20 protein-coding genes are annotated in these 21,580 nt (G+C 58.2%); 17 read left to right on the forward strand and 3 right to left on the reverse strand.

The genetic code is table 11. The annotated features are described in order from the left end of the window. Positions 1–24 precede the first annotated feature (24 nt). On the forward strand, positions 25–717 hold the full coding sequence (locus AC2FIS_RS05215; RefSeq protein ID WP_472723195.1) for a metal-dependent hydrolase: 693 nt from the start codon (positions 25–27) through the stop codon (positions 715–717). Positions 718–719: 2 nt separating this feature from the next. Here AC2FIS_RS05215 and AC2FIS_RS05220 read toward each other — a convergent pair whose 3' ends face one another. After that, positions 720–1,169 carry a nucleoside deaminase gene (locus tag AC2FIS_RS05220; protein WP_472723194.1) on the reverse strand — a complete coding sequence of 150 codons (450 nt, stop codon included), beginning with the start codon at positions 1,167–1,169 and terminating at the stop codon, positions 720–722. Between the two features lie 61 nt (positions 1,170–1,230). Here AC2FIS_RS05220 and AC2FIS_RS05225 point away from each other — a divergent pair, with 61 nt between their 5' ends. The 16 genes from AC2FIS_RS05225 to AC2FIS_RS05300 all read left to right on the forward strand — a co-directional run bounded on the left by AC2FIS_RS05225 (position 1,231) and on the right by AC2FIS_RS05300 (position 18,629). Beyond that, positions 1,231–2,040 carry a pseudouridine synthase gene (locus AC2FIS_RS05225; protein ID WP_472723193.1) on the forward strand — a complete coding sequence of 270 codons (810 nt, stop codon included), beginning with the start codon at positions 1,231–1,233 and terminating at the stop codon, positions 2,038–2,040. A 174-nt stretch (positions 2,041–2,214) separates the two neighbouring features. Then, positions 2,215–3,129 (forward strand): 5-bromo-4-chloroindolyl phosphate hydrolysis family protein, encoded by a 915-nt coding sequence (locus AC2FIS_RS05230; RefSeq protein WP_472723192.1) that lies wholly within the window; start codon positions 2,215–2,217, stop codon positions 3,127–3,129. Between the two features lie 29 nt (positions 3,130–3,158). Continuing rightward, positions 3,159–4,349, forward strand: a complete 1,191-nt coding sequence (locus tag AC2FIS_RS05235; RefSeq protein ID WP_472723191.1) for a toxic anion resistance protein — start codon at positions 3,159–3,161, stop codon at positions 4,347–4,349. Between the two features lie 49 nt (positions 4,350–4,398). Further along, positions 4,399–5,319 (forward strand): DUF2927 domain-containing protein, encoded by a 921-nt coding sequence (locus tag AC2FIS_RS05240; RefSeq protein WP_496772524.1) that lies wholly within the window; start codon positions 4,399–4,401, stop codon positions 5,317–5,319. Between the two features lie 21 nt (positions 5,320–5,340). Beyond that, complete coding sequence (locus AC2FIS_RS05245) at positions 5,341–6,489, forward strand: SPFH domain-containing protein (protein ID WP_496772238.1); 1,149 nt, start codon at positions 5,341–5,343, stop codon at positions 6,487–6,489. 238 nt (positions 6,490–6,727) lie between these two features. Continuing rightward, positions 6,728–7,036 carry a hypothetical protein gene (locus AC2FIS_RS05250; RefSeq protein ID WP_496772239.1) on the forward strand — a complete coding sequence of 103 codons (309 nt, stop codon included), beginning with the start codon at positions 6,728–6,730 and terminating at the stop codon, positions 7,034–7,036. Beyond that, complete coding sequence (locus AC2FIS_RS05255; protein WP_496772241.1) at positions 7,033–8,121, forward strand: TFIIB-type zinc finger domain-containing protein; 1,089 nt, start codon at positions 7,033–7,035, stop codon at positions 8,119–8,121. Before AC2FIS_RS05250 ends, AC2FIS_RS05255 begins: the two co-directional genes overlap by 4 nt. Before the next feature lie 99 nt (positions 8,122–8,220). Next, positions 8,221–8,889 (forward strand): nitroreductase, encoded by a 669-nt coding sequence (locus AC2FIS_RS05260; protein ID WP_496772242.1) that lies wholly within the window; start codon positions 8,221–8,223, stop codon positions 8,887–8,889. A 25-nt stretch (positions 8,890–8,914) separates the two neighbouring features. Then, on the forward strand, positions 8,915–9,352 hold the full coding sequence (dtd, locus tag AC2FIS_RS05265; RefSeq protein WP_496772244.1) for a D-aminoacyl-tRNA deacylase: 438 nt from the start codon (positions 8,915–8,917) through the stop codon (positions 9,350–9,352). Further along, a complete protein-coding gene (locus tag AC2FIS_RS05270) occupies positions 9,352–10,455 on the forward strand; it encodes a glycerate kinase type-2 family protein (RefSeq protein WP_496772245.1) in 1,104 nt (367 codons plus the stop codon). The genes dtd and AC2FIS_RS05270 overlap by 1 nt, the downstream gene beginning before the upstream one ends. Before the next feature lie 51 nt (positions 10,456–10,506). Next, the gene (locus tag AC2FIS_RS05275; RefSeq protein ID WP_496772246.1) at positions 10,507–12,501 is read left to right on the forward strand and encodes a CocE/NonD family hydrolase; all 1,995 of its coding nucleotides are present in this window, start codon (positions 10,507–10,509) and stop codon (positions 12,499–12,501) included. A 125-nt stretch (positions 12,502–12,626) separates the two neighbouring features. Next, the gene (locus AC2FIS_RS05280) at positions 12,627–14,213 is read left to right on the forward strand and encodes an ABC transporter substrate-binding protein (RefSeq protein WP_058275605.1); all 1,587 of its coding nucleotides are present in this window, start codon (positions 12,627–12,629) and stop codon (positions 14,211–14,213) included. A 15-nt stretch (positions 14,214–14,228) separates the two neighbouring features. Continuing rightward, on the forward strand, positions 14,229–15,185 hold the full coding sequence (locus AC2FIS_RS05285; RefSeq protein WP_058276793.1) for an ABC transporter permease: 957 nt from the start codon (positions 14,229–14,231) through the stop codon (positions 15,183–15,185). Continuing rightward, positions 15,185–16,000 (forward strand): ABC transporter permease, encoded by an 816-nt coding sequence (locus AC2FIS_RS05290; RefSeq protein ID WP_496720964.1) that lies wholly within the window; start codon positions 15,185–15,187, stop codon positions 15,998–16,000. Before AC2FIS_RS05285 ends, AC2FIS_RS05290 begins: the two co-directional genes overlap by 1 nt. Beyond that, entirely contained in the window at positions 15,997–17,634 is a 1,638-nt protein-coding gene (locus AC2FIS_RS05295) for an ABC transporter ATP-binding protein (RefSeq protein WP_496720719.1), read from the forward strand. Before AC2FIS_RS05290 ends, AC2FIS_RS05295 begins: the two co-directional genes overlap by 4 nt. Before the next feature lie 158 nt (positions 17,635–17,792). Next, entirely contained in the window at positions 17,793–18,629 is an 837-nt protein-coding gene (locus tag AC2FIS_RS05300) for an alkaline phosphatase family protein (protein WP_282119042.1), read from the forward strand. A gap of 4 nt (positions 18,630–18,633) precedes the next feature. Here the strand turns inward: AC2FIS_RS05300 and AC2FIS_RS05305 are convergent, their stop codons facing one another. Together AC2FIS_RS05305 and AC2FIS_RS05310 are read right to left on the reverse strand one after the other, a co-directional pair. Continuing rightward, positions 18,634–19,557, reverse strand: coding sequence for an alpha/beta hydrolase (locus AC2FIS_RS05305; protein WP_496772247.1), 924 nt, complete (start codon positions 19,555–19,557; stop codon positions 18,634–18,636). A 12-nt stretch (positions 19,558–19,569) separates the two neighbouring features. Next, on the reverse strand, positions 19,570–21,459 hold the full coding sequence (locus tag AC2FIS_RS05310; RefSeq protein WP_496772248.1) for an acyl-CoA synthetase: 1,890 nt from the start codon (positions 21,457–21,459) through the stop codon (positions 19,570–19,572). Positions 21,460–21,580 lie beyond the last annotated feature (121 nt).

Below are 21,580 nucleotides of genomic sequence, written 5' to 3' on the forward strand. Positions count from 1 at the left end.
AGTTTGTTTTGGGAGGATGAATTCATGAACATCATTTGGCTGGGACACGGCAGTTTCCGCATCGAAACCGGCGGGCAGGTTCTGCTAATCGACCCTTGGCTGACCGGCAACCCGGTCTTGTCCGAGGAACAACATGATGACGCTCTAAACGGTGCGACTCACATCCTTCTGACTCATACACACTTCGATCACGTCGCCGATGTCGTATCGCTGGCCAAGCACCTGAACGTCCCCGTGGTCGGACAATACGACCTGATGGGGTATTGGAGCGAGTCCGAGGGGCTGGAAACTATTGGCTACAACAAGGGTGGCACCGTGAACCTGAACGGAGTCAAAGTATCGATGGTGCCAGCCTCGCACAGCTCGACCTTTTCTACACCTGACGGGCTGCGTACCGGCGGCAGCGAGGTCGGGTTCATGATCGCCTCGGACGGGCACATGCTGTATGTCTCGGGCGATACCGACATCATGGCCGATATGGATTGGATGGGGGATTACTACAAACCCGATATCGGGATCCTGTCGGCAGGCGGTCATTTCACGATGGACATGAAGGGCGCCGCATATGCATCCAAGCGGTACTTCAACTTCAAGACCGTGATTCCCTGCCATTACAAGACCTTCCCGATCCTCGAACAATCAGCTCAGGCGCTGGTCGACGGGTTGCCGGGGGTCGATGTCATCGAACCCGAGGTGATGAAGGCCATTACCCTTTGAGGTTAACGCCGCGCGGCGAAGAACTCTTTCAAAAGGTCGGCGGCCTCTTGCCCTCGGATGCCGTCGTAAACCTCTGGCACGTGGTGTGCTTGTGTATGGGTGAATACCCGCGCGCCGTGGGCGACGCCGCCGGATTTCGGATCGGCAGCCCCGTAATAGATGCGCCGGATACGCGCCGCTGCCAGTGCCGCCGCACACATCGCGCAAGGCTCTAACGTCACATAGAGGTCGTGATCAGGCAAACGTTCGGATCCGGCTGCGGCACATGCGGCACGCAGGGCCAGTATCTCGGCATGGGCGGTGGGATCGTTCAGTTCTCGTGTTCGGTTGCCCGCAAAGGCCACGATCACGCCATCGGGACCGGCAATAACAGCGCCCACTGGCACCTCGCCGCGATCCGCCGCTGCGCGCGCTTCAACCAGCGCCTTATCCATGTGCGATCTGAACACCATGCCTCTGACTGCAACAGAAACCTGTCTTTCGCAAGCGGCCGGGATGCGCTATGGGCTGCGGATGACCAAAACCCCTCCTCCAGGCGACCGGATCGCCAAAGTCCTTGCCCGCGCAGGCGTTGCCTCGCGCCGTGAAGCCGAACGCATGATCGAAGCAGGTCGTGTGAGTGTAAACGGCAAGACCATCGACAGCCCCGCGCTGAACGTCACAGCCAAAGACAAGATCAACGTCGATGGCAAACCGGTGTCGGAACCGGAACCTTCGCGCCTGTGGCTGTACCACAAACCTTCGGGTCTGGTGACAACGACACGTGACGAAAAAGGACGCGCGACCATTTTTGACAAACTGCCCGAGGATATGCCCCGGGTCATGAGCGTCGGGCGGTTGGACCTGAACTCGGAAGGGTTGCTGCTGTTGACCAATGATGGCGGCATCAAGCGCAAGCTGGAACTGCCCTCGACCGGATGGCTACGCAAATACCGCGTGCGGGTGAATGGCCGCCCCAAGGACGAGGATTTTGCACCGCTTCGTAAGGGGCTTGTGATCGACGGGGAACGCTTTTTGCCGATGGACGTCACGCTGGACCGTCAACAAGGCGCGAATGCCTGGCTGACTATCGGTCTTCGCGAAGGCAAGAACCGTGAAATTCGTCGTGCGATAGAAGATATCGGTTTTGCGGTGAACCGGCTGCTGCGTGTGTCCTACGGCCCCTTCCAACTGGGAAGCCTGAAACCCGGTGAAGTCGAAGAGATCCGCCGACGGGTCATGCGCGATCAACTGGGTTTGGAAGCCGAGCCCGAAGCACCGGCCAAACGACCCGCCCGTCCACAGCGAAATCGGCCCCCAATCGGCAAGAAACCTCGCAAGTGACGCAGGTTAGGCAACCTTCCCCCTAGCGCCACGGCCTCTCATGGCCTAGATTCCCCCAAGGGACATTTTTGGGGGGCGCCATGTCCGGGACCGGAGTGCAAAAACTGGCCTATGTCGTGTTGTTGATGCTGATGTTCGGCGTCTGCACCGGCGTGTTGGGAGGCTTGTAAGCACATGGCCAAACGGTATGGCGGGAAATTCAGCCCTCAGGACGACTCCTCGTCTCCGAATCAACCTCCGCGCGGTCAGTTTGACGTCGCTCGGGTCGAACCGGCCGGGGCTCGCGCTAACCTGTTGTTTCTTCCGGCTGTTCCCTTGGTTTTTCTGTCGCTGAACGACGGGGCCGTCGGATTGACGATCGGCCTGATCGCAGCGGGTCTTTTGACAGCTGCAGCATTTCTGCTGCGCGAAGGGCTGCGGGCCGAATCCGCCTACAACGCTCGCCGCACAGCCCGTCGCCCGGCGTTTCCCAGAAAGGTATTCTCCAGCCTGCTGACCGGACTTGGCGTCGGATTGGCTGCTTATCGCACCGAATATCTGGATGCAGCAGCAGCGTCTGAGGCCAGCCTGATCGCCCCGATTCTGTTCGGTTTGATGGCCAGCGTCCTACACTCTGTCTCTTTCGGAATTGATCCGATGACTGACAAAGGGATGGAAGGCATCGACACTTTCCAGCAAGACCGCGTTGCCCGCGTCGTGGAAGGTGCTGAAACACATCTGTCCGAGATGACCGACGCCATCAAACGCGCAGGCGACCGCAGGATCGAAGCCCGGGTTGAACGTTTTCAGGATACCGCCCGCGACCTGTTCCGCACGGTCGAGGAAGACCCCCGCGATCTGGCCGGTGCGCGAAAATACCTGACCGTTTACTTAAAGGGCGCGCGTGACGCGACGGTCAAATTTGCTGACGTTTATGCCCGCACCCGCGATGCGCAGGCGCTGGAGGATTATTCGTCCCTCCTGGATGATCTTGAACAAAATTTCGCGGCGCGTACCCGCAAGTTGCTTTTGGACGACCGCAGTGATCTGACGGTTGAAATTGATGTGTTGCGCGAAAGACTGCAACGCGAAGGCGTCCGGTTGGACTGACCGGCCACAATTTGAGAGAGGATTACCCCATGTCCGATGACATCAAGAATAAGGCGGTCGAGGCTGAAACGCTGGTGCAGGAAGTGACTGCTGTCACCCTGCCCGACCCGACCGCCGAAATCGTCTTGCTTGAGGAAGCCGACGAACCTGTCAGCGCCGAAATCCGCAAGCGGATGAATGAGATCGACATGGATAACACCAATTCCATCGTCGCGTTCGGGTCGTCTGCCCAGGCGGAATTGCAGGAAATCAGCCAGGCCATGCTGGCGGATGTCCGCAACAAAGATGTCGGACCTGCCGGAGATAGCCTGCGCAATATCGTCACGACGATCCGCGGGTTTTCGGTCAGTGAGCTGGACGTCCGGCGCGAACGCAGCTGGTGGGAAAAGTTGTTGGGCAAGGCTGCGCCTTTCGCCCAGTTTACCGCCAAGTTTGAAGATGTTCAGGGGCAGATCGACAGGATCACCGACGACTTGCTGGGCCACGAACATACGCTGCTGAAAGACATCAAGTCACTGGACCTGTTGTATGAAAAGACGCTGGGCTTTTATGACGAGCTTGCGCTGTATATCGCAGCAGGTGAAGAAAAACTGACCGAGCTGGACAGCCAGAACATCCCCGAAAAAGAAGCCGAAGTTCAGGCCGCGCCCGAAGACCAACAAGTCATGAAGGCGCAAGAGCTGCGTGACCTGCGCGCAGCGCGGGATGATCTGGAACGGCGTGTTCACGACCTGAAGCTGACGCGACAGGTGACGATGCAATCCCTGCCCTCGATCCGGTTGGTGCAGGAAAATGACAAGTCGCTGGTGACCAAGATCAACTCGACCCTCGTCAACACCGTGCCGCTGTGGGAAACGCAACTGGCTCAGGCCGTCACCATCCAGCGTAGCGCCGAGGCGGCCGCGGCCGTGCGTGATGCGAATGACCTGACGAATGAGCTGCTGACCTCGAACGCGGCGAACCTGCGTGAGTCGAACAAGATGATCCGCGAGGAAATGGAACGCGGTGTGTTTGATATCGAGGCGGTCAAGCAAGCCAATGCTGACCTGATCGGTACGATCAACGAAAGTCTTGCAATTGCTGACGAAGGCAAGGCCAAGCGCGCCGCAGCCGAGCAGGAACTGCAGAAAATGGAGACCGAGCTGCGCGACACCCTTGCCTCTGCCAAGGCGCGCAAAGACGGCGTCGGCGACAACGCTGGAACTGCGGTTTCGAGCTAAAGGCAGGCTGGACGTGCGAGTGCTGGGATATCTGAAACCCCTGTTGGGCATGGTGGCGCTGTTGGCGCTGGCCAATTGCGATGAGGCATTGACGTCGTCCGTCGTGCCGCAACCGCGCCCGGTGGCACCTGCACCGGCACCAAATGCTTATGTTCCCCCGTCTGCGGCAAGTCAGGATCTGGCCCGGTTCTATCAGCGGGTCGAACGTGACCTGCTGACCCGCGATATGTTGCGCGTGGACGGAGGCGGCCCCGACACACCCTATGATGCCGATGATCTGGCCCGCAATTTCGAGGCCATAGCCTTTTACAGCGAATACCCCGATCACGCTGTAACCACGCGCATTCGGCGAACGGACGGGCAGCTTAGCCGGTGGGCAGGACCTGTGCGGATTCAGACCGAATTCGCCCCGTCCGTGGCACCCGAGATACGCGCAAAAGATTCCGCCGACGTCGAAGCGTTTGCGGAACGGCTGAGCAAATTGACGGATCATCCTGTTTCGGTCGTCAATCGCAAGGCCAATTTCCATGTCTTCTTTGCAGGCAAAGATGACAGCGCCTATGTGGTGAAACGCCTGAAACAGCTAATCCCTGGTATCAGCACGCCTTCACTGGATTTGGTTGCAAACCCGCGCGCCAATATTGACTGTCTTGTTTTTGCGTCTCCTACCAATACCTCACCGTATAAATTTGTGCGGGCTGTCACGCTCATCCGAGCTGAACTGCCGGACTTGACCCGGCGCAGCTGCATCCACGAGGAAATTGCGCAGGGGCTTGGATTGTCCAATGACAGCCCGGCGGCACGGCCTTCGATTTTCAACGACAATGACGAGTTTGCGCTGTTGACCAGCCATGACGAGAAACTTCTGACAATGCTCTACGATCCGCGACTTGAGCCCGGTGTGACAGCCGAGGACGCCCGCCCCGTGGTACGGATTATTGCACGCGAATTGATGGGCCAGCAGCTCTGAGCCCAAGAAAAGGAGACCCCAATGGGTATTTTCGATTTTCTGACCGGAGAATTTATCGACGTCATTCACTGGGTCGACGACACCCGTGACACCATGGTCTGGCGGTTCGAGCGTGAAGGGCATGCCATCAAGTACGGCGCCAAACTGACGGTGCGCGAAGGACAGGCAGCGGTGTTCGTGCACGAAGGGCAATTGGCGGATGTATTCACGCCCGGCCTCTACATGCTTGAGACCAACAACATGCCGATCCTAACGACGCTGCAGCATTGGGATCACGGGTTTCAATCACCCTTCAAGTCTGAAATCTATTTCGTCAACACGACGCGGTTCAACAACCTGAAATGGGGCACCAAGAACCCAATCATGTTGCGTGATCCGGAATTCGGCCCGACGCGCATTCGTGCCTTTGGCACCTACACGGTCCGGGTCAAGGACCCGGCGAAGTTTCTGATTGAGATCGTCGGCACCGATGGTGAATTCACCATGGACGAAATCAGCTTTCAGATCCGCAACATCATCGTGCAGGAATTCAGCCGCGTAATTGCCGGGTCCGGCATTCCGGTTCTGGACATGGCCGCCAACACCGCCGATCTGGGCAAACTGATCGCGGCCGAGGTCTCGCCCGTGCTGGAAGGCTATGGCCTGGAAATGCCGGAGTTCTACATCGAAAACATCTCGCTACCGCCCGCAGTTGAAGCGGCCCTGGACAAGCGGACCTCGATGGGGCTGGCGGGCGATCTGGGCAAGTTCACCCAGTATTCGGCCGCCGAAGCAATGACCGCAGCAGCGACCAACCCCGGTCAGGGCGGCGGCATGGGTGCCGGTCTTGGCATGGGAATGGGCATGGCGATGGCACAGCAGATGTCGAACATGGCAGCGGGTCAACCGGGCGGGCCTTGGGGCGGTTCCGCCCCCGCTGCGCCGCAACCAGCGGCGCATGCGGCACCGCCCCCTCCTCCGCCGGTCGAGCATGTCTGGCATATCGCGGTGGACGGGCAGACCAGCGGGCCGTTTTCCAAGGCCAAGATGGGCCGCATGGCGACCGACGGTGATATCACCCGTGACACACATGTCTGGACCGCCGGTCAGGACGGATGGAAAAAGGCCGGTGACGTGCAGGAACTGGCGCAACTGTTCACGATATTGCCACCACCACCGCCGGGAAGCTAACCTTGTGGCTGACGCCGGTAAGACAGCTCCTTATTCCCAACGCGATATCGCGTGCGCGGTCAAACTGTCCGCGCTTCTGGGATGGGCAGGAGTTATTGGCGTTCCGGTTTTCTCCAACGCGTATCGAAATGGATTTGATCTGAACTCGCTGTCCCTTGTTTTCTGGTACGCGTTGTTTGGGTTGCCAATTTCTCTTTTCATCTGTTGGCTAGTGGTCAAACCGTTTTTGCGCATCTTGATGCGGCGCACCGTTAGCTATGTCCGCGCTGCTTTCTGGGGCGCGGGAATTGGGTTTGGCCTTGTAGCCGTTTGGGTTGCCATAAGCCGCTACCGTGGTTGGCGAAAGTCACAGAACCCCGACACTAGGTTTGGCTTTGGCGACGCTAACGGAACAATCGAAGAAAACGGCATTTTGACTGATTATGGCTGGTGGCGGCTCGCCGAGAACTCTTTCCAGTTCATTCTGATCTGCGTCCTCGCTGCGTTGATCGTGCGCCTGATTATCGGGCCCGGAAAATACCCCCCTCCAATCAAGGTTCACCCATGACAGACGAACACCGCTTTCCCTGCGAGCAATGCGGCTCGGACTATCGGTTCAATCCGGGCGACGGGACCCTGACCTGCGATCATTGCGGGCATTCGGAATCCATAGGTGCCGGACCGTGGGGCGGTGCCAGCCTGAAAGAACTGGATTTCAACGCGGCGCTGGCGAACAAGCTGCCGGAAGCAGAGATCGAGGAAACGCGGGTTCTGTCCTGCCCGAACTGCGCAGCTGAGGTCGAGTTTGACCCGAACACCCATGCGGCCGAATGCCCGTTCTGTGCCACTCCGGTAGTCACAGAGACAGGAGTTAACCGGCATATCAAGCCAAAAGGCGTGTTGCCCTTTGCTCTGGACGAACGGTCGGCTCACAAGGCGATGTCGAGCTGGCTTGGCAAGTTGTGGTTCGCGCCCAACGGGTTGAAGGATTATGCCCGCAAAGGTCGCAAGATGCAGGGGATTTACGTCCCCTACTGGACCTTCGACGCGGATACCAAGTCAGCTTATCGCGGCGAGCGGGGCACGGTGTATTACGAGACCCGGACCGTCATGCGTGACGGCAAACGCGTGCAACAGCAAGTGGCCAAGGTGCGTTGGTCCCCAAAATCCGGTCGGGTTGCCCGGTTCTTTGACGATGTTCTTGTGCTGGCGTCCCAGTCATTGCCGAAACGCTATACCGACGCGTTGGAACCCTGGGACCTGCCGGCGCTTGAACCTTACCAGCCCGAGTATCTGGCGGGATTCCGGGCCGAGGCTTATACAGTCGAATTGCAGGACGGGTATACCGAAGCGCGCGGGCATATGGCCCGGGTGATCGAACGGGATGTTCGGTTCGATATCGGCGGTGACCGGCAGCGCATTCACGCAATCGACACGAATGTGCAAAATGTAACCTTCAAACATATTCTACTGCCTGTCTGGCTGGCCGCATACAAATACCGGGGTCAGACCTATCGTTTCGTTGTGAACGGCAGAACGGGGCGCGTTCAGGGCGAACGCCCTTGGTCCGCTTTGAAGATCACGATCGCGGTTGTCCTTGGCCTGCTGGTTGCGGCGGGTGTCGGGTACATGATGGCAACCGGTCAGCAATAGAACCGCGTCGCGTTCGCGTGCTTTTTTGGCGGTTTAACCGCTTGAACATCGCTGATCCTGCCGCCATCCTGCGCCTCGGCTACACGAAGGGGGAGCAGTGTGACGCTATCCGATCTGGATCGATTACTGGCTGAGCGACATTCTTGCCGGGCGTTCCGACCTGAACCCGTTCCCAAGGACCAGATCGAACAGATTCTGACCTGTGCGTCACGTGCCCCCAGCTGGTGCAATGCGCAGCCCTGGAACATCGTGATCACCAGTGGAGCCGAGACTGACGCTTTTCGAAAAGCGCTGCAAAACGAAGTCACAACCGGCGCACCGGAACCCGACCTGCCGTTCCCGACGGCGTATACCGGTATTTATCAGGAACGCCGCCGCGAATGTGGCTGGGCATTATACGAAGCCGTGGGCGTGCAACGCGGTGATCGCACCGGTTCGGCCAAGCAAATGATGAAAAACTTTGCCCTTTTCGGTGCGCCGCATTGCGCGATTATTTCAAGCCCTGCGGACCTTGGTCCTTACGGAGCAATGGACTGCGGTGGTTTTGTCATGGCCTTCACCCTCGCCGCGCAAGCCTTGGGAGTGGCCACAATCCCTCAGGCCGCCGTGGCCAGCTATGGCAAGTTTCTGCACCGGTATTTTGACATCCCCGATGATCGGTTGATCTTGTGCGCAATCTCATTCGGCTACTCGGACACAGACCACCCTGCGAACGGGTTTCGAGCCAGCCGGGCCGATCTGGGCGAGATCGCAAGCTGGGTCGGGTAACCACGACACCAAACGGAGAACAGATTTGCGTGCACTTTTACAGAGGGTTTCCCGGGCAAAGGTCTCGGTTGACGGACAAACGGTTGGGCAGTCCGGTCCGGGGCTGATGATCCTGGTCTGTGCGATGAAGGGTGACGACGAACAAAAGGTCGAACAACTAGCGGCCAAGGTTTCAAAGCTGCGTATTTTCAAAGATGAAAGCGGCAAGATGAACCGCTCTGTCGTGGATGTGGGTGGCTCGGCGCTGGTGATCAGCCAGTTCACGCTGGCCGCCGATACCTCGCGCGGGAACCGGCCGGGGTTTTCCGAGGCCGCCCCGCCGGATGTGGGGCAGCGCCTCTATGAAGAGTTTGCGCGGCGGTTGCAGGCCCATGGCGTGCCCGTCGAAACCGGGCAGTTCGGGGCCGACATGGCGGTAGAGCTGGTCAATGATGGACCGGTCACAATTTGGATGGAAAGCTGATGGACCAAAGGCAACAGGCAATTCGTATTTGGCAGGCCGGTGTTGATGCGGTTGACGGAAAACGAGCCACCAAAGCTGCTCTGGATGAGGTCCAAACGCCCGACCGGATTCTGGCCGTCGGCAAGGCAGCCGCGGCGATGGCCAGCGCGGCATTGGACCATTTCGGTCCGCGTCCGACGCTGGTTGTCACCAAGGACGATCACGGGCGCGACTTGCCAGAACATGTTCAGTTGATCGAAGCCTCTCATCCGGTTCCGGACGCACGCAGCCTGGACGGTGGCCGTGCCCTGCGCGAAGCGATCGAGGCGATGGCACCTGGTTCCCATGTACTGCTGCTGGTCTCGGGCGGGGCATCATCTTTGGCAGAGGATTTGCTGCCGGGGAACTCATTGGCAGATCTGGCGCAACTGAACTCAAGGCTGCTGGCCGAAGGTTTGGATATCACCGCAATGAATGCCGAGCGTCGAAAGCTGTCGCGGATCAAGGGCGGCGGGCTGTTGTCCCATTTCAACGGGGCCAAAGCGACCGTTCTGGCAATCTCGGATGTGCCCGGGGACGACCTGAACGTCATCGGATCGGGAATTGGCGCATTGCCTGACACTTACAAATTTGACGCCTCGACCACGATCGTTGCTTCGAACGCCCATGCACGCTCGGCAGCCGCAGAAATGGCGCGCCGAGACGGTTTGCAAGTGCTGGCTGACGAAGAATGCCTGCATGACGATTTCTTGCAAATCGCATCCAATCTGGGGAAACGCCTGAGGGATATGCCGACCGGCGTCATGGTATTCGGCGGCGAACCAACGGTGGTTTTACCGGACAAGCCGGGCCGTGGCGGGCGCAATCAGGCTCTGGCGCTGGCACTCGCCCGGGAAATAGCTGGAACATCAGACTTGACTGTTGTTGTCGGTGGTACCGATGGCACCGATGGCCCAACCAATGCGGCCGGAGCCGTAGTCGACGGCAAAACTTGGGGCAAAGGGGCCGATACCGCCTTGCAGCAGGCAGACAGTGGCAGTTTTCTGGACAAGGCCGGAGCTTTGCTGGTGACAGGCCCAACCGGAACGAACGTGATGGACCTTGTTGTCGCAATCAAACAGTGATTTGACGATTTTAGTACATTGCGAAAAGACAAAGACCGAAAGACTTCCAAAATGACTCGCTCGCCCAATTCGCTATGCGATATCGAAGATTTACCGGATGTCGGCATAGTGATGCCGGATGGATGTCGTCTTTCAGCGCGTGTCTGGCGCCCGGTGGATGCAGACAGCAGTCCCGTTCCGGCCATTTTGGAATTCCTGCCCTATCGCAAACGCGACGGCACGGCGACGCGGGATGCCCTGACCCATCCCTGGTTTGCCAAACGCGGCTATGCCTGCATTCGTGTGGACATGCGCGGCAATGGGGACAGCGAAGGGTTGATGGAAGACGAGTACACCCAGCAAGAGCTGGATGATGCCGTTTCCACAATCCAATGGCTGGCGGATCAGCCGTGGTGTTCAGGCACCGTTGGGATGATGGGAATCAGCTGGGGCGGGTTCAACGCGCTGCAGGTTGCCGCCCTTCAACCCGCGCCGCTGAAGGCAATTATCACCCTGTGTTCAACCGCGGATCGGTACGCAGACGACATCCATTACAAGGGCGGGTGCCTGCTGAATGAAAACCTGGGTTGGGGCGCGACTATGTGGTCCTACTCATCCCGCGCACCCGACCCAGCGCTGCGCTCCAACTGGCGCGAGTTGTGGCTTAAGCGTTTGGAAAACCAAACGTTCCTGCCCTCGACCTGGCTGCGCCACCAGACGCGCGACGCCTATTGGCAGCATGGCTCTGTCTGCGAGGATTTCAGCGCGATCCGCGCGGCGACCTTGGCCATTGGCGGCTGGGGCGATGCCTATAAGAATACAGTGCCATTGCTGGTCGAACAGCTTAGTGCTCCGGTCAAGGGGATCGTGGGGCCTTGGGTGCACAAATACCCGCATTTCGCAGTGCCCGAACCGAGGATCGGTTTTCTGCAAGAGGCGCTGCGTTGGTGGGATCATTGGCTAAAGGGTCTGGATAGCGGCGTTGAAACCGACCCAGACTATCGAGCGTATCTGATGGACGGTGTCCGTCCTAAGCGGTGGTACAACAACAGACCCGGGTGCTGGATCAGCGAGCAATCCGGCGCGACCTCGCATTTGTCCAACCTAACTTTGAACCTGTCGAACGGTGGCCTCGGGCAAGATGATCCGCTGGACACGCGGATCCGGTCACCCCAAACCTGCGGCATGGATAGCGGCGAGTTTTGCGCAATTTGGCTGGGCCCGGACATGCCCGGCGATCAGCGCGCCGATGATGCGTTGTCCGCCTGTTTCGATGGCCCGCCTTTGTCGGAAGATCTGGATATTGTCGGCGCTCCGCGCATTTGCCTGACTGTTAGTGCCGACCGTCCGCAGGCACAGATTGCCGTGCGGTTAAATCATGTCCATCCGGATGGGGCCTCAACCCGGATCACCTATGGCGTTCTGAACCTGTCGCACCGAGATTGCCACGCGCAACCAACTCCGTTGACGCCCGGAGCACCCTACGAAATCTCATTGGACCTGGATCACATCGCCTATCGCGTTCCCAAAGGGCATCGCGTGCGGGTGGCTGTGTCCAGCGCGTATTGGCCGCTGATCTGGCCAGCGCCTGAACCCGTCGAACTGCACCTGACAGGTGGTACGATCACGATCCCCAACCGGCCGACCGCGGGTGATGATGAGCATGTGTTTCAGCCGCCCGATTCTGAAACCCCGATTGATGTGACGACCCTGCGGGACAGCAGCAACTCTCGCCGGGTGGAGACTGACTTGAATTCAGGTGAAACCCGATTGATCATCGAAGACGATTTCGGTCGCGTAACGGACAATCACCACGGGCTTACGCATGGTGGCACTGCATATGAACGCTGGACCATCCACCCCGACAACCCGCTATCCGCCCACGGGCGGTGCCGCTGGACACAGGAGATCAGTCGGGACGGGATAGACCTGCGCACGGAAACATCCTGCGAAATGTGGTCGGATCGAGAGAGCTTTTTTCTTAAGGCGCAAATAAGTGCCTTTGAAAACGAAACTTTGGTATTCTCTAAACAAACGGAGGACGCCGTTCCACGAAACCAGATGTGATATTTTGGTGGCCAAAGGTCAGACATTTGTCCTTGCTCGGTAGACCGAAATGCGCCTAACTTGACTCATGCGTCAATAAAAATGCCCGAGAAGGGCTGAAATCCAATCAACTGGGAGATCACTAGATGAACGAACAACTCACTCACATGGCCGGTCAGGTCACTGCGGGCAAACTGACCCGTCGCGAATTCATGGGGAAAGCGGCGGCTCTGGGTGTGTCGGCGGCGATGGCCAGCACCATGTTCGCTGACGCTGCGCGCGCGGCAGGACCGAAGAAGGGTGGCGACCTGAAATTTGGCCTGCAGGGCGGCGAATCCACCAATTCGCTGGATCCGGCGACCTATGCCAGCTCGGTGCCGTTCCAGAACGGCAAACAATTCGGCGACCAGCTTGTGGAAGTTGCGCCCGACGGGTCGATCGAGCCGCGCCTGGCTGAAGCCGTCGAAGGCAGCGCGGACGCCAAAGTTTGGACGTTCAAACTGCGTCAGGGCGTCGAATTCCACAACGGCAAGACCATGACCAGCGAAGACGTGCTGAAAACCATGGAGCGCCACTCGAACGAAGACTCCAAGTCCGGTGCCCTGGGTATCATGAAGGGCATCGAGTCAATGAAGGCCGATGGCGACAATTTCCAGGTCACACTGACCGAGCCAAATGCCGACTTGCCTTATCTGATGGCCGACTATCACCTGATCATTCAGCCTGATGGTGGAATGGAAAACCCAGGTGCGGGCATTGGCACCGGACCATACCAGTTGGAAGTCGACGAGCCCGGCGTACGCCACGTGTTCAAGAAGTTCGCCAACCACTGGAACCCCGATTTCGGCAATTTCGACAGCGTCGAAGTAATTGTCATCAACGATGCGACTGCTCGTACGGCTGCTCTGCAATCCGGTCAGGTTCATGCGATCAACCGCGTCGAACCAAAGGTTGCCGATCTGCTGGGCCGCGCCCCGAACTTGACGGTGCACTCGACCGCCGGCCGTGGACATTATGTGTTCATCATGCATTGCGACACCGCGCCGTTCGACAACAACGAACTGCGGCTGGCGCTAAAACACGCAATCAACCGCCAGGACTTGGTCGACAAGGTTCTGCGCGGCTACGGCACAATTGGCAACGACATGCCGATCAATGCGGCATACCCGCTGTTTGACGGCTCTATCCCGCAACGCGACTACAGCCTTGAAAAGGCGGCAGAGCACTATGCGAAGTCGGGCCATGACGGTTCGCCGATCATCCTGCGTGTTGCAGATGGCGCCTTCCCGGGTGCCGTTGACGCAGCGGCCCTGTTCCAGCAAAGCGCGGCTCAGGCCGGTATCCCGCTGGAAATCAAGCGCGAGCCCAACGATGGCTATTGGTCCGAGGTCTGGAACGTTCAGCCGTTCTGCGCATCCTATTGGGGTGGCCGTCCGGTGCAGGATCAGATGTACGCGACAGCGTATCTGTCGACTGCCGACTGGAACGACACCCGCTTCAAGGTGCCAGAGTTCGACGAAATGCTGTTTGCAGCACGGGCCGAACTGGACAACGACAAACGCAAGGACATCTACAGCAAAATGGGCATGATGGTCCGCGACCAGGGCGGTCTGATCTGCCCGATGTTCAACGATTTTGTCGAAGGCGTCACCAATCAGCTCGAAGGTTGGGAAAGCGACCCAACCCAAGAGATGATGAATGGCAACATGTCACGCAAGATGTGGTTCGCCTGATAGGGCCCACGGATAATGCATCCTATCATCAAACTGGTTTCCCAGCGCCTTGCGCTGGGACTCCTGCTTCTCTTCGGTGCATCGGCTCTGATTTTCGGCCTCACCGAAGCCCTGCCTGGGGACGCTGCGCAAGCGGTCCTTGGCCAATCCGCAACCCCCGAGGCGCTGGCAAACCTGCGCGAGGAAATGGGCCTCAACCGTCCCGCTCTAACCCGATATTTCGAATGGTTGGGCGGCATCCTGCAGGGCGATCTGGGTCAGTCTTTGACCAACAAACTCGACATCGCAGAAAGCATCGGAAAGCGCTTGGGGAACACCCTGTTCCTAGCATGTGCTGCAGCCGTGGTTTCCGTGCCGCTAGCTATCTTTCTAGGCCTTCTGGCCGTTCGGTACCGCAACCGCTGGCCTGACAAACTGATTTCTGCAATCACCCTGACAACGGTTTCAATCCCGGAATTCCTGATCGGTTACGTGGTGATCTACTTCGTCTCAGTGAAACTGGGCTGGTTCTCCTCACTCGCAATGATCAACGACACAATGTCCTTCGGGCAAAAGCTCAATGCCATCGCCCTGCCTGCCTTCGTTCTGACACTGGTGGTTCTGGCGCAGATGATGCGAATGACCCGCGCTGCGATCCTGAACCTGATGCAATCGGCCTACATCGAAACGGCTGAACTGAAAGGCCTCTCGAATTTTCAGGTCATTGCACGCCATGCGTTTCCCAACGCGATTTCCCCTATTGTCAACGTTGTGATGCTGAACCTGGCCTATCTGGTTGTGGGCGTCGTCGTTGTCGAAGTGGTGTTTGTATATCCTGGCATGGGGCAATATTTGGTGGATTCGGTGACCAAGCGTGACGTGCCGGTCGTTCTGGCCTGCGGCGTCGTCTTTGCCGCTGTCTATATCGGGCTCAACATGGTTGCCGATATCGTGTCCATCCTTGCCAACCCAAGACTGAGGCATCCGAAATGATGAAGAACATTCCTATTTCGGCTGCCATCGGTCTGTTTTTCACCGGACTGTACTTTTTCATGGCCCTCGCAGCCCCACTGATCGCCCCTTACGGAATGGCCGAAGTGGTCGGTGATGTGTGGGAACCGTCAAGCGCCGAGCATCTGCTGGGTACGGACAATATCGGGCGCGATCTGCTGACACGTATGATCTATGGTGGTCGCACGACAATCTTTATCGCTGCGATGGCCACAATCCTCAGCTTTATCACAGGCACCTCGCTGGGCCTTTTGGCTGCGGTTCTGGGTGGTTGGGCTGACCAGGCGCTTAGCCGGACGGTTGACCTGATCATGTCGATCCCGACGCTGATCCTGGCACTGGTTATCCTGGCGATTGTTCCGGTGACCGTTCCGATCCTGATCCTTGTGATGGGGCTGTTGGACGCCACACGTCCTTACCGACTGTCTCGATCGGTCGCCGTGGACATCAACGTGATGGACTATGTCGAAGCCGCAAAGCTGCGCGGTGAAGGTCGACGCTGGATCATCTTCCGGGAAATCCTGCCAAACGCTCTGTCGCCTCTGGTGGCTGAATTCGGGCTGCGGTTCATCTTCATGGTCCTGTTCATCTCGACCCTGTCGTTCCTGGGTCTGGGCGTCCAGCCGCCGCTGGCGGACTGGGGCGGCATCGTGAAGGAAAACAAGGACGGGATCGTCTATGGCATCGGCGCGGCCCTGTACCCCGCTGTCGCCATCGCAACGCTCGCCATCTCGGTCAACCTTGTGGCTGACTGGGTTCTGAACCGTACCACATCGCTGAAAGGAGGCCGGGGATGAGTGATACCCTTCTCAAGGTCCGCAACCTCAAGATCGGCGCGACCGTCTATCCGCCGGGTGAAAAACCCCATGACATCGAAATCGTGCACGGGGTCAGCTTTGACCTCGAACGCGGCAAGGTGTTGGGGCTGATCGGTGAATCGGGTGCCGGTAAATCGACCATCGGTTTGGCGTCCATGGCTTATGGCCGCGGTGGCGTCGAACTGACCGGTGGAGAAGTCTGGGTCAACGGGCGCGACATTCTGAAGACCCCGCATAGCGATATCCGCAATCTGCGTGGGGGCGAAGTTGCCTATGTCTCGCAATCCGCGGCCGCGTCGTTTAACCCGGCCAAGAAGATCATGGATCAGGTGGTCGAAGCGGCGGTCGAACATAAGAAGTTTTCACGTAAAGAGGCCGAAGGCCGTGCGCGGGAACTGTTCGCCAAGCTAGGGCTGCCCGATCCGGACAATATCGGTGATCGTTACCCGCACCAGGTCTCGGGCGGTCAGCTACAGCGTTGCATGACGGCGCTGGCACTGTGCCCCGAGCCTGATCTGGTTGTGTTTGATGAACCGACCACAGCACTGGATGTGACCACGCAGATCGACGTTCTGATGGCGATCAAAGAGGCCATTCGCGATACTGGCGTTGCTGCGCTCTATATCACGCATGACCTCGCCGTTGTCGCTCAGGTCAGTGATGACATTATGGTTCTGCGGATGGGCAATACGGTCGAATATGGCAATACCGACCAGATCATCAACAACCCGCAGGAAGAGTATACCAAGGCGCTGGTCTCGGTCCGCTCGATCGAGCACGAAGAGAAGAAGCCTACACCGGATGCGGTTTTGAGCGTCGAAGGTATCACCGCGCGCTACAAGGGTTTGAATTTCGACGTGCTACACAACGTCAATGTCGATCTTCACCCGGGGCAGACACTGGCGGTTGTCGGCGAATCCGGCTCGGGCAAGTCGACACTGGCACGGGTGATCACAGGCTTGCTGCCGCCGCGCGATGGTGAGATCACCTTTGCTGGCCGCAAGCTTAGTGGCGATCTGAAAGGCCGCAGCCGTGAAGACCTGCGCGAGTTGCAGATGATCTACCAGATGGCCGACGTGGCAATGAACCCACGCCAGACCGTTGGTACGATCATCGGACGCCCGCTGGAGTTCTACTTCAACATGCGCGGTGCCGAAAAACGCAAGCGGATCGTCGAACTGTTGGATGAGATCGAACTGGGCGAAAAGTACATGGATCGCTATCCGGCGGAACTGTCAGGTGGTCAGAAACAGCGTGTCTGTATCGCGCGGTCGCTGGCGGCCAAGCCCAAGATGATCATCTGTGACGAGGTCACCTCGGCGCTTGATCCACTGGTGGCGGACGGCATCCTGAAACTGCTGTTGGACCTGCAAAAGATCGAGGATGTGGCATACCTGTTCATCACCCACGATCTGGCGACGGTGCGCGCGATCAGCGATAGTATCGCGGTGATGTATCAGGGTCGCGTGGTTCGCTATGGGTCGAAAAGCGAGGTGCTGAGCCCGCCGTTTGACGACTATACCGATCTGCTTCTCAGTTCCGTCCCCGAAATGCATCTGGGTTGGCTGGAAGAGGTCGTTGCCCACCGCAAAATGGAAAGCGCCGGAAACTGACCCCTGCCCTTTCCGTGACAGGTAAGTGAAAAATTGAAATCCCGGCGCCTTGGTCGATGACAGGTGTCGGGATTTTGCTATTGGGGGCGCGAACAGGCAGACCCCTGATCGAGAATCCCCTAGGGTCGCCCGAAATATTTAGTCAAAAGGCCAATGACATGGACCGCAAACTACTCCTTATCATCCTGGACGGTGTTCCGTGGCGCAATTTCCGACGGTTGTTCGGTAACCTTGAAGGTTGGGTCGACAGCGGTGAGGCGCGCGTGTGGAAACTGCGCGCTGTTTTGCCGTCCACGTCCGCCAGCTGCTATGCCTCGATCCACACCGGTGTCACACCACAGGAGCATGGCTGTACCGGCAACGGTAATGTCTTTCGCCTAGGCCATAAGGACGTCTTCAGCCAGGTCCGTGAAGCTGGTGGTGTAACCGGTGCGGTCACCCACAGCTATTGGTCGCAGTTCTTCAACCGCCACCCGTTCGATTACGTCCGCGACATCGAATATGATGAGCCTGAGAGCAAGACAATCAACCACGGCCGCTTTCACACCATGACCGGCTATGGCAAAGCCAATCAGATGACCCCGTCTGACGTGGATCTCTATGCCACTCTGACCAACCTTTGCCTGCGTCATGGGCTGGATTACGGCCTGCTGCATGCCTGCACATTGGATAGTATGGGGCACCGTTTCTACCATGATTGCGAAGAGATGGACCACGCCTGTTTCGTCGCAGACGAGATGCTGGCCCCCTTCATCCCGCGTTGGCGGCAACTAGGCTATGAGGTCATCGTGACCGCCGATCACGGTCAGGACGAACGCGGACATCACGGCGGGCGCAGCCCGCTGCAACAGGAAACGGCACTGTACTACTTTGGCGACGCGGAAGGCCCCGAGGTCGACACGGTGATCGACCAGCTACGGCTGGCGCCTACAATCCTGAACCGGATGGGTGCGCCCATTGCTGAAACGATGAAGGCACAGTCTTTCTTGAAGTAACGGGTTAGTCGTAGGGCCAGATCTGCTGGCCCAGCGCCTCGATCGCGACTGAGATTCGCTCAAAGCTGTCTACCGCCCGCTTAACACTGGTACGCGCGCGCAGATAGCCGTGAACGAGACCCGGCTCGTTGATCCAATGCGCTTGCCCTCCGGCGGCGGAAATCTTGTCGCAATAAGCGCCACCATCATCCCGCAGCGGATCACAATCTGCAGTCACCACCACGGTCGGCGGAAGACCCGAGAAATCTGTGTCATGAAGCGGCGCGAAGGTCGGATCATCTTGCGGGACATCACCACCACAACGCACTTTTTCGTAGAACTGAATCTCATCCAGCGTCAAAAGCGGCGCGTGAGCGTGCTCTATATACGACCCTTTCGTGCTGTCACCACCCAAACCGGGGTAGATCAAGACCTGCCCCAGCACATGGTCCAACTTACCTCGTCCGTATTGGGCGACTGCGGCCGCCAGGTTGCCACCGGCACTGTCACCCGCAAGGACAATCGGGTCGCCGAATTCCTGCGCCACCCAGTTTGTCGCATTCCAGCTGTCCTGAAACTGCGCCGGGTGGACATGTTCAGGACACAGACGGTAGTCCACGGCCACAACCCGATATCCGGTCTGCGCGCAGATCTCGGCGCAAACATCATCGTGGCTGTCCAGACCTCCAACAACAAATCCGCCACCATGAAAATAAGTGACGGTTCGCGTCGGCTGACCCGCATTGTAGACCCGGACAGGCACGCCAAATGCCTGCCTGTCCTCAGTCTCGACCCCCTGCGGGCGGGGTTGGCGAAAGTCGCGACACATCGTGTCGTACACCCGGCGCTGATCCTCGATCGACTGTTCGACCGCGTCATCGGGATAGCTTTCAGCCGTTCGTTTTATGAACGCCCAAGTCTCTTCATCAATCAGACGTTCATAATCCATGTTTCCTCCCGGTCAGGCAGCCCACTCCCACGGCCGGGTGAACGATCCCAGCACTTTGCTGACATCGTCCTCTGCGGAACCCTTCGCGTCAAGCTGCGCAACGAGTCCACGCTTCTTATCGTCGATGACCGAAATGACCCGTGCCTCAAGACCAGCCTCTTCCAACGCGCCGTTATAGATACGCGTGATCGCCTGTTTGCGAAGTTCGGGCTTAAAGACCTTACCGACCGCAGTTTTGGGCAGCTCGTCCAGAATGGTCATGTGCTTGGGTTGTGCCGCGCGTTCATGGACATGCACATTGCAATACTCCATCAGCTCTTTCTCGGTGACCGAGGCCCCATCGACCAGTTCGACAAAGGCGCAAGGCACCTCGCCCGAATAGGCGTCAGGCTGCCCGATGGCACCGGCAAACGCGACAGCATCGTGCCCCAGCAGAGCTTCTTCGATCTCGGCCGGGTCAATGTTGTGACCGCCGCGAATGATCAGGTCCTTGGCACGACCTGTGATCCACAGATAGCCGTCCCCGTCAAAACGTCCCAGATCACCTGTGCGCAGGTATTTGTCGAAGTGGTAAAGACCTACGTTCTTATCCGCCTCAGTATAGGTATTGCCCGCAAAGACACCGGGGTTCGAAATGCAAATCTCACCAATTTCATCTGCGGCGCATTCCTTTGGTCCGTCCGGACCATCCTGCAGGATTTTCACATCTGTATAGGGGAACGGAATACCGATCGAGCCAATCTTCTTTTCCCCGTCCACCGGGTTGCAGGACACCAGACAGGTGGCCTCGGTTAGCCCATAGCCTTCTACGATGGTCACACCGGTCGCTTCTTCGAACCTGCGGAACAGTTCGACGGGCAAAGGCGCTGAACCTGAGAACGCCGTCTTTACGCTTGAGATGTCCGCATCTACGGGGCGCTGCATCTTGGCAGCAATCGCTGTGGGTACGGTGATGATGAACGTTACTTTCCAGCGCTCAATCAATTTCCAGAAATTGTCGAAAACACCGTCGCCGCGATATCCCGCAGGCGTCGGGAAAACCACATGCGCGCCGGATGAGACGGCAGCCATCATGATCACATGCACAGCAAAAACGTGGAACATGGGCAGCGGGCACATGATCACGTCCTCGTCCGAGAACAACAGAGTGTTCCCCAGCCAGCCGTTGTAGACAAGGCCCGAGTATTTGTGCTGCGCGACCTTCGGCATGCCCGTTGTGCCGCCGGTGTGGAAATAGCAGGCAACGCGATCTTCCTTGCTGTCTTCGAAAGTCAGCGTCGTAGGCTGCTTGGCCAGTTCTTTATTGAAGTTCTTGTAATCCGCATGGGCCAGTTTTTCCTTGTCGCCCATCTTTGGACGCAGGAACGGCACCAGCCAGGATTTTGGCGGCGTCAGATAGCGGTTGAGATCAATCTCGAGAATGGTTTTGACGTTGGGCGCGTGGCGCACCGCCTCTTCGACCTTTTGCGCCACATCCGTTTTGGGGAAGGACTTCAACGTCACAACCACTTTGGCACCGGTTTCGCGCAGGATTGCGGCGATCTGCTCGGGCTCTAGCAGCGGGTTGATCGGGTTCACGATCCCTGCGACTGCACCGCCCATCATGGTGACCAGCGTTTCGTTACAGTTGGGCAGCACATAGGCCACCACGTCTTTCTCACCGACACCCAAAGACCGAAAAAGGTTCGCTGCCTGATTGACTTTGCCAAGCAGTTGCGACCACGTCAGAGTCTCGGCCTTGTCTGTCGGACCAGACATGAGCTGAAAGCTGACCGCATCACTGTTCGGAAATTTGCCTGCTGTGCGTGACAGCAACTGGTGGAAAGTGACCGGAACATCCCGATCCTCCCACGACATTTCCTGCTCCATTCTCGCCTTGTCTTCCAAACCCACAAAGGCCATGTGACTCCTCCCTGTTTTTCTCCCGCGTCTTGCGCGGTTTTTTCCAAAACAAGATGGAAGCAAAACCCCGCAGGTGCAAGCGACGGGTTAGAGGGGCCACGCCCAAATTTGTAGAATTACG

It is taken from the genome of Ruegeria sp. CDSB113 (assembly GCF_059611045.1).

Bases quoted from the DNA above. Each gene is read 5' to 3' on its own strand.
- AC2FIS_RS05250 (WP_496772239.1), top strand. From the start codon at position 6,728: ATGCGGCGCACCGTTAGCTATGTCCGCGCTGCTTTCTGGGGCGCGGGA.
- AC2FIS_RS05275 (WP_496772246.1), top strand. From the start codon at position 10,507: ATGACTCGCTCGCCCAATTCGCTATGCGATATCGAAGATTTACCGGAT.
- AC2FIS_RS05295 (WP_496720719.1), top strand. From the start codon at position 15,997: ATGAGTGATACCCTTCTCAAGGTCCGCAACCTCAAGATCGGCGCGACC.
- AC2FIS_RS05230 (WP_472723192.1), top strand. From the start codon at position 2,215: ATGGCCAAACGGTATGGCGGGAAATTCAGCCCTCAGGACGACTCCTCG.
- AC2FIS_RS05240 (WP_496772524.1), top strand. From the start codon at position 4,399: ATGGTGGCGCTGTTGGCGCTGGCCAATTGCGATGAGGCATTGACGTCG.
- AC2FIS_RS05310 (WP_496772248.1), bottom strand. From the start codon at position 21,459: ATGGCCTTTGTGGGTTTGGAAGACAAGGCGAGAATGGAGCAGGAAATG.
- AC2FIS_RS05305 (WP_496772247.1), bottom strand. From the start codon at position 19,557: ATGGATTATGAACGTCTGATTGATGAAGAGACTTGGGCGTTCATAAAA.
- AC2FIS_RS05285 (WP_058276793.1), top strand. From the start codon at position 14,229: ATGCATCCTATCATCAAACTGGTTTCCCAGCGCCTTGCGCTGGGACTC.
- AC2FIS_RS05280 (WP_058275605.1), top strand. From the start codon at position 12,627: ATGAACGAACAACTCACTCACATGGCCGGTCAGGTCACTGCGGGCAAA.
- AC2FIS_RS05255 (WP_496772241.1), top strand. From the start codon at position 7,033: ATGACAGACGAACACCGCTTTCCCTGCGAGCAATGCGGCTCGGACTAT.
- AC2FIS_RS05290 (WP_496720964.1), top strand. From the start codon at position 15,185: ATGAAGAACATTCCTATTTCGGCTGCCATCGGTCTGTTTTTCACCGGA.
- AC2FIS_RS05235 (WP_472723191.1), top strand. From the start codon at position 3,159: ATGTCCGATGACATCAAGAATAAGGCGGTCGAGGCTGAAACGCTGGTG.
- AC2FIS_RS05270 (WP_496772245.1), top strand. From the start codon at position 9,352: ATGGACCAAAGGCAACAGGCAATTCGTATTTGGCAGGCCGGTGTTGAT.
- AC2FIS_RS05215 (WP_472723195.1), top strand. From the start codon at position 25: ATGAACATCATTTGGCTGGGACACGGCAGTTTCCGCATCGAAACCGGC.
- AC2FIS_RS05245 (WP_496772238.1), top strand. From the start codon at position 5,341: ATGGGTATTTTCGATTTTCTGACCGGAGAATTTATCGACGTCATTCAC.
- AC2FIS_RS05300 (WP_282119042.1), top strand. From the start codon at position 17,793: ATGGACCGCAAACTACTCCTTATCATCCTGGACGGTGTTCCGTGGCGC.
- AC2FIS_RS05225 (WP_472723193.1), top strand. From the start codon at position 1,231: ATGACCAAAACCCCTCCTCCAGGCGACCGGATCGCCAAAGTCCTTGCC.
- AC2FIS_RS05220 (WP_472723194.1), bottom strand. From the start codon at position 1,169: ATGGTGTTCAGATCGCACATGGATAAGGCGCTGGTTGAAGCGCGCGCA.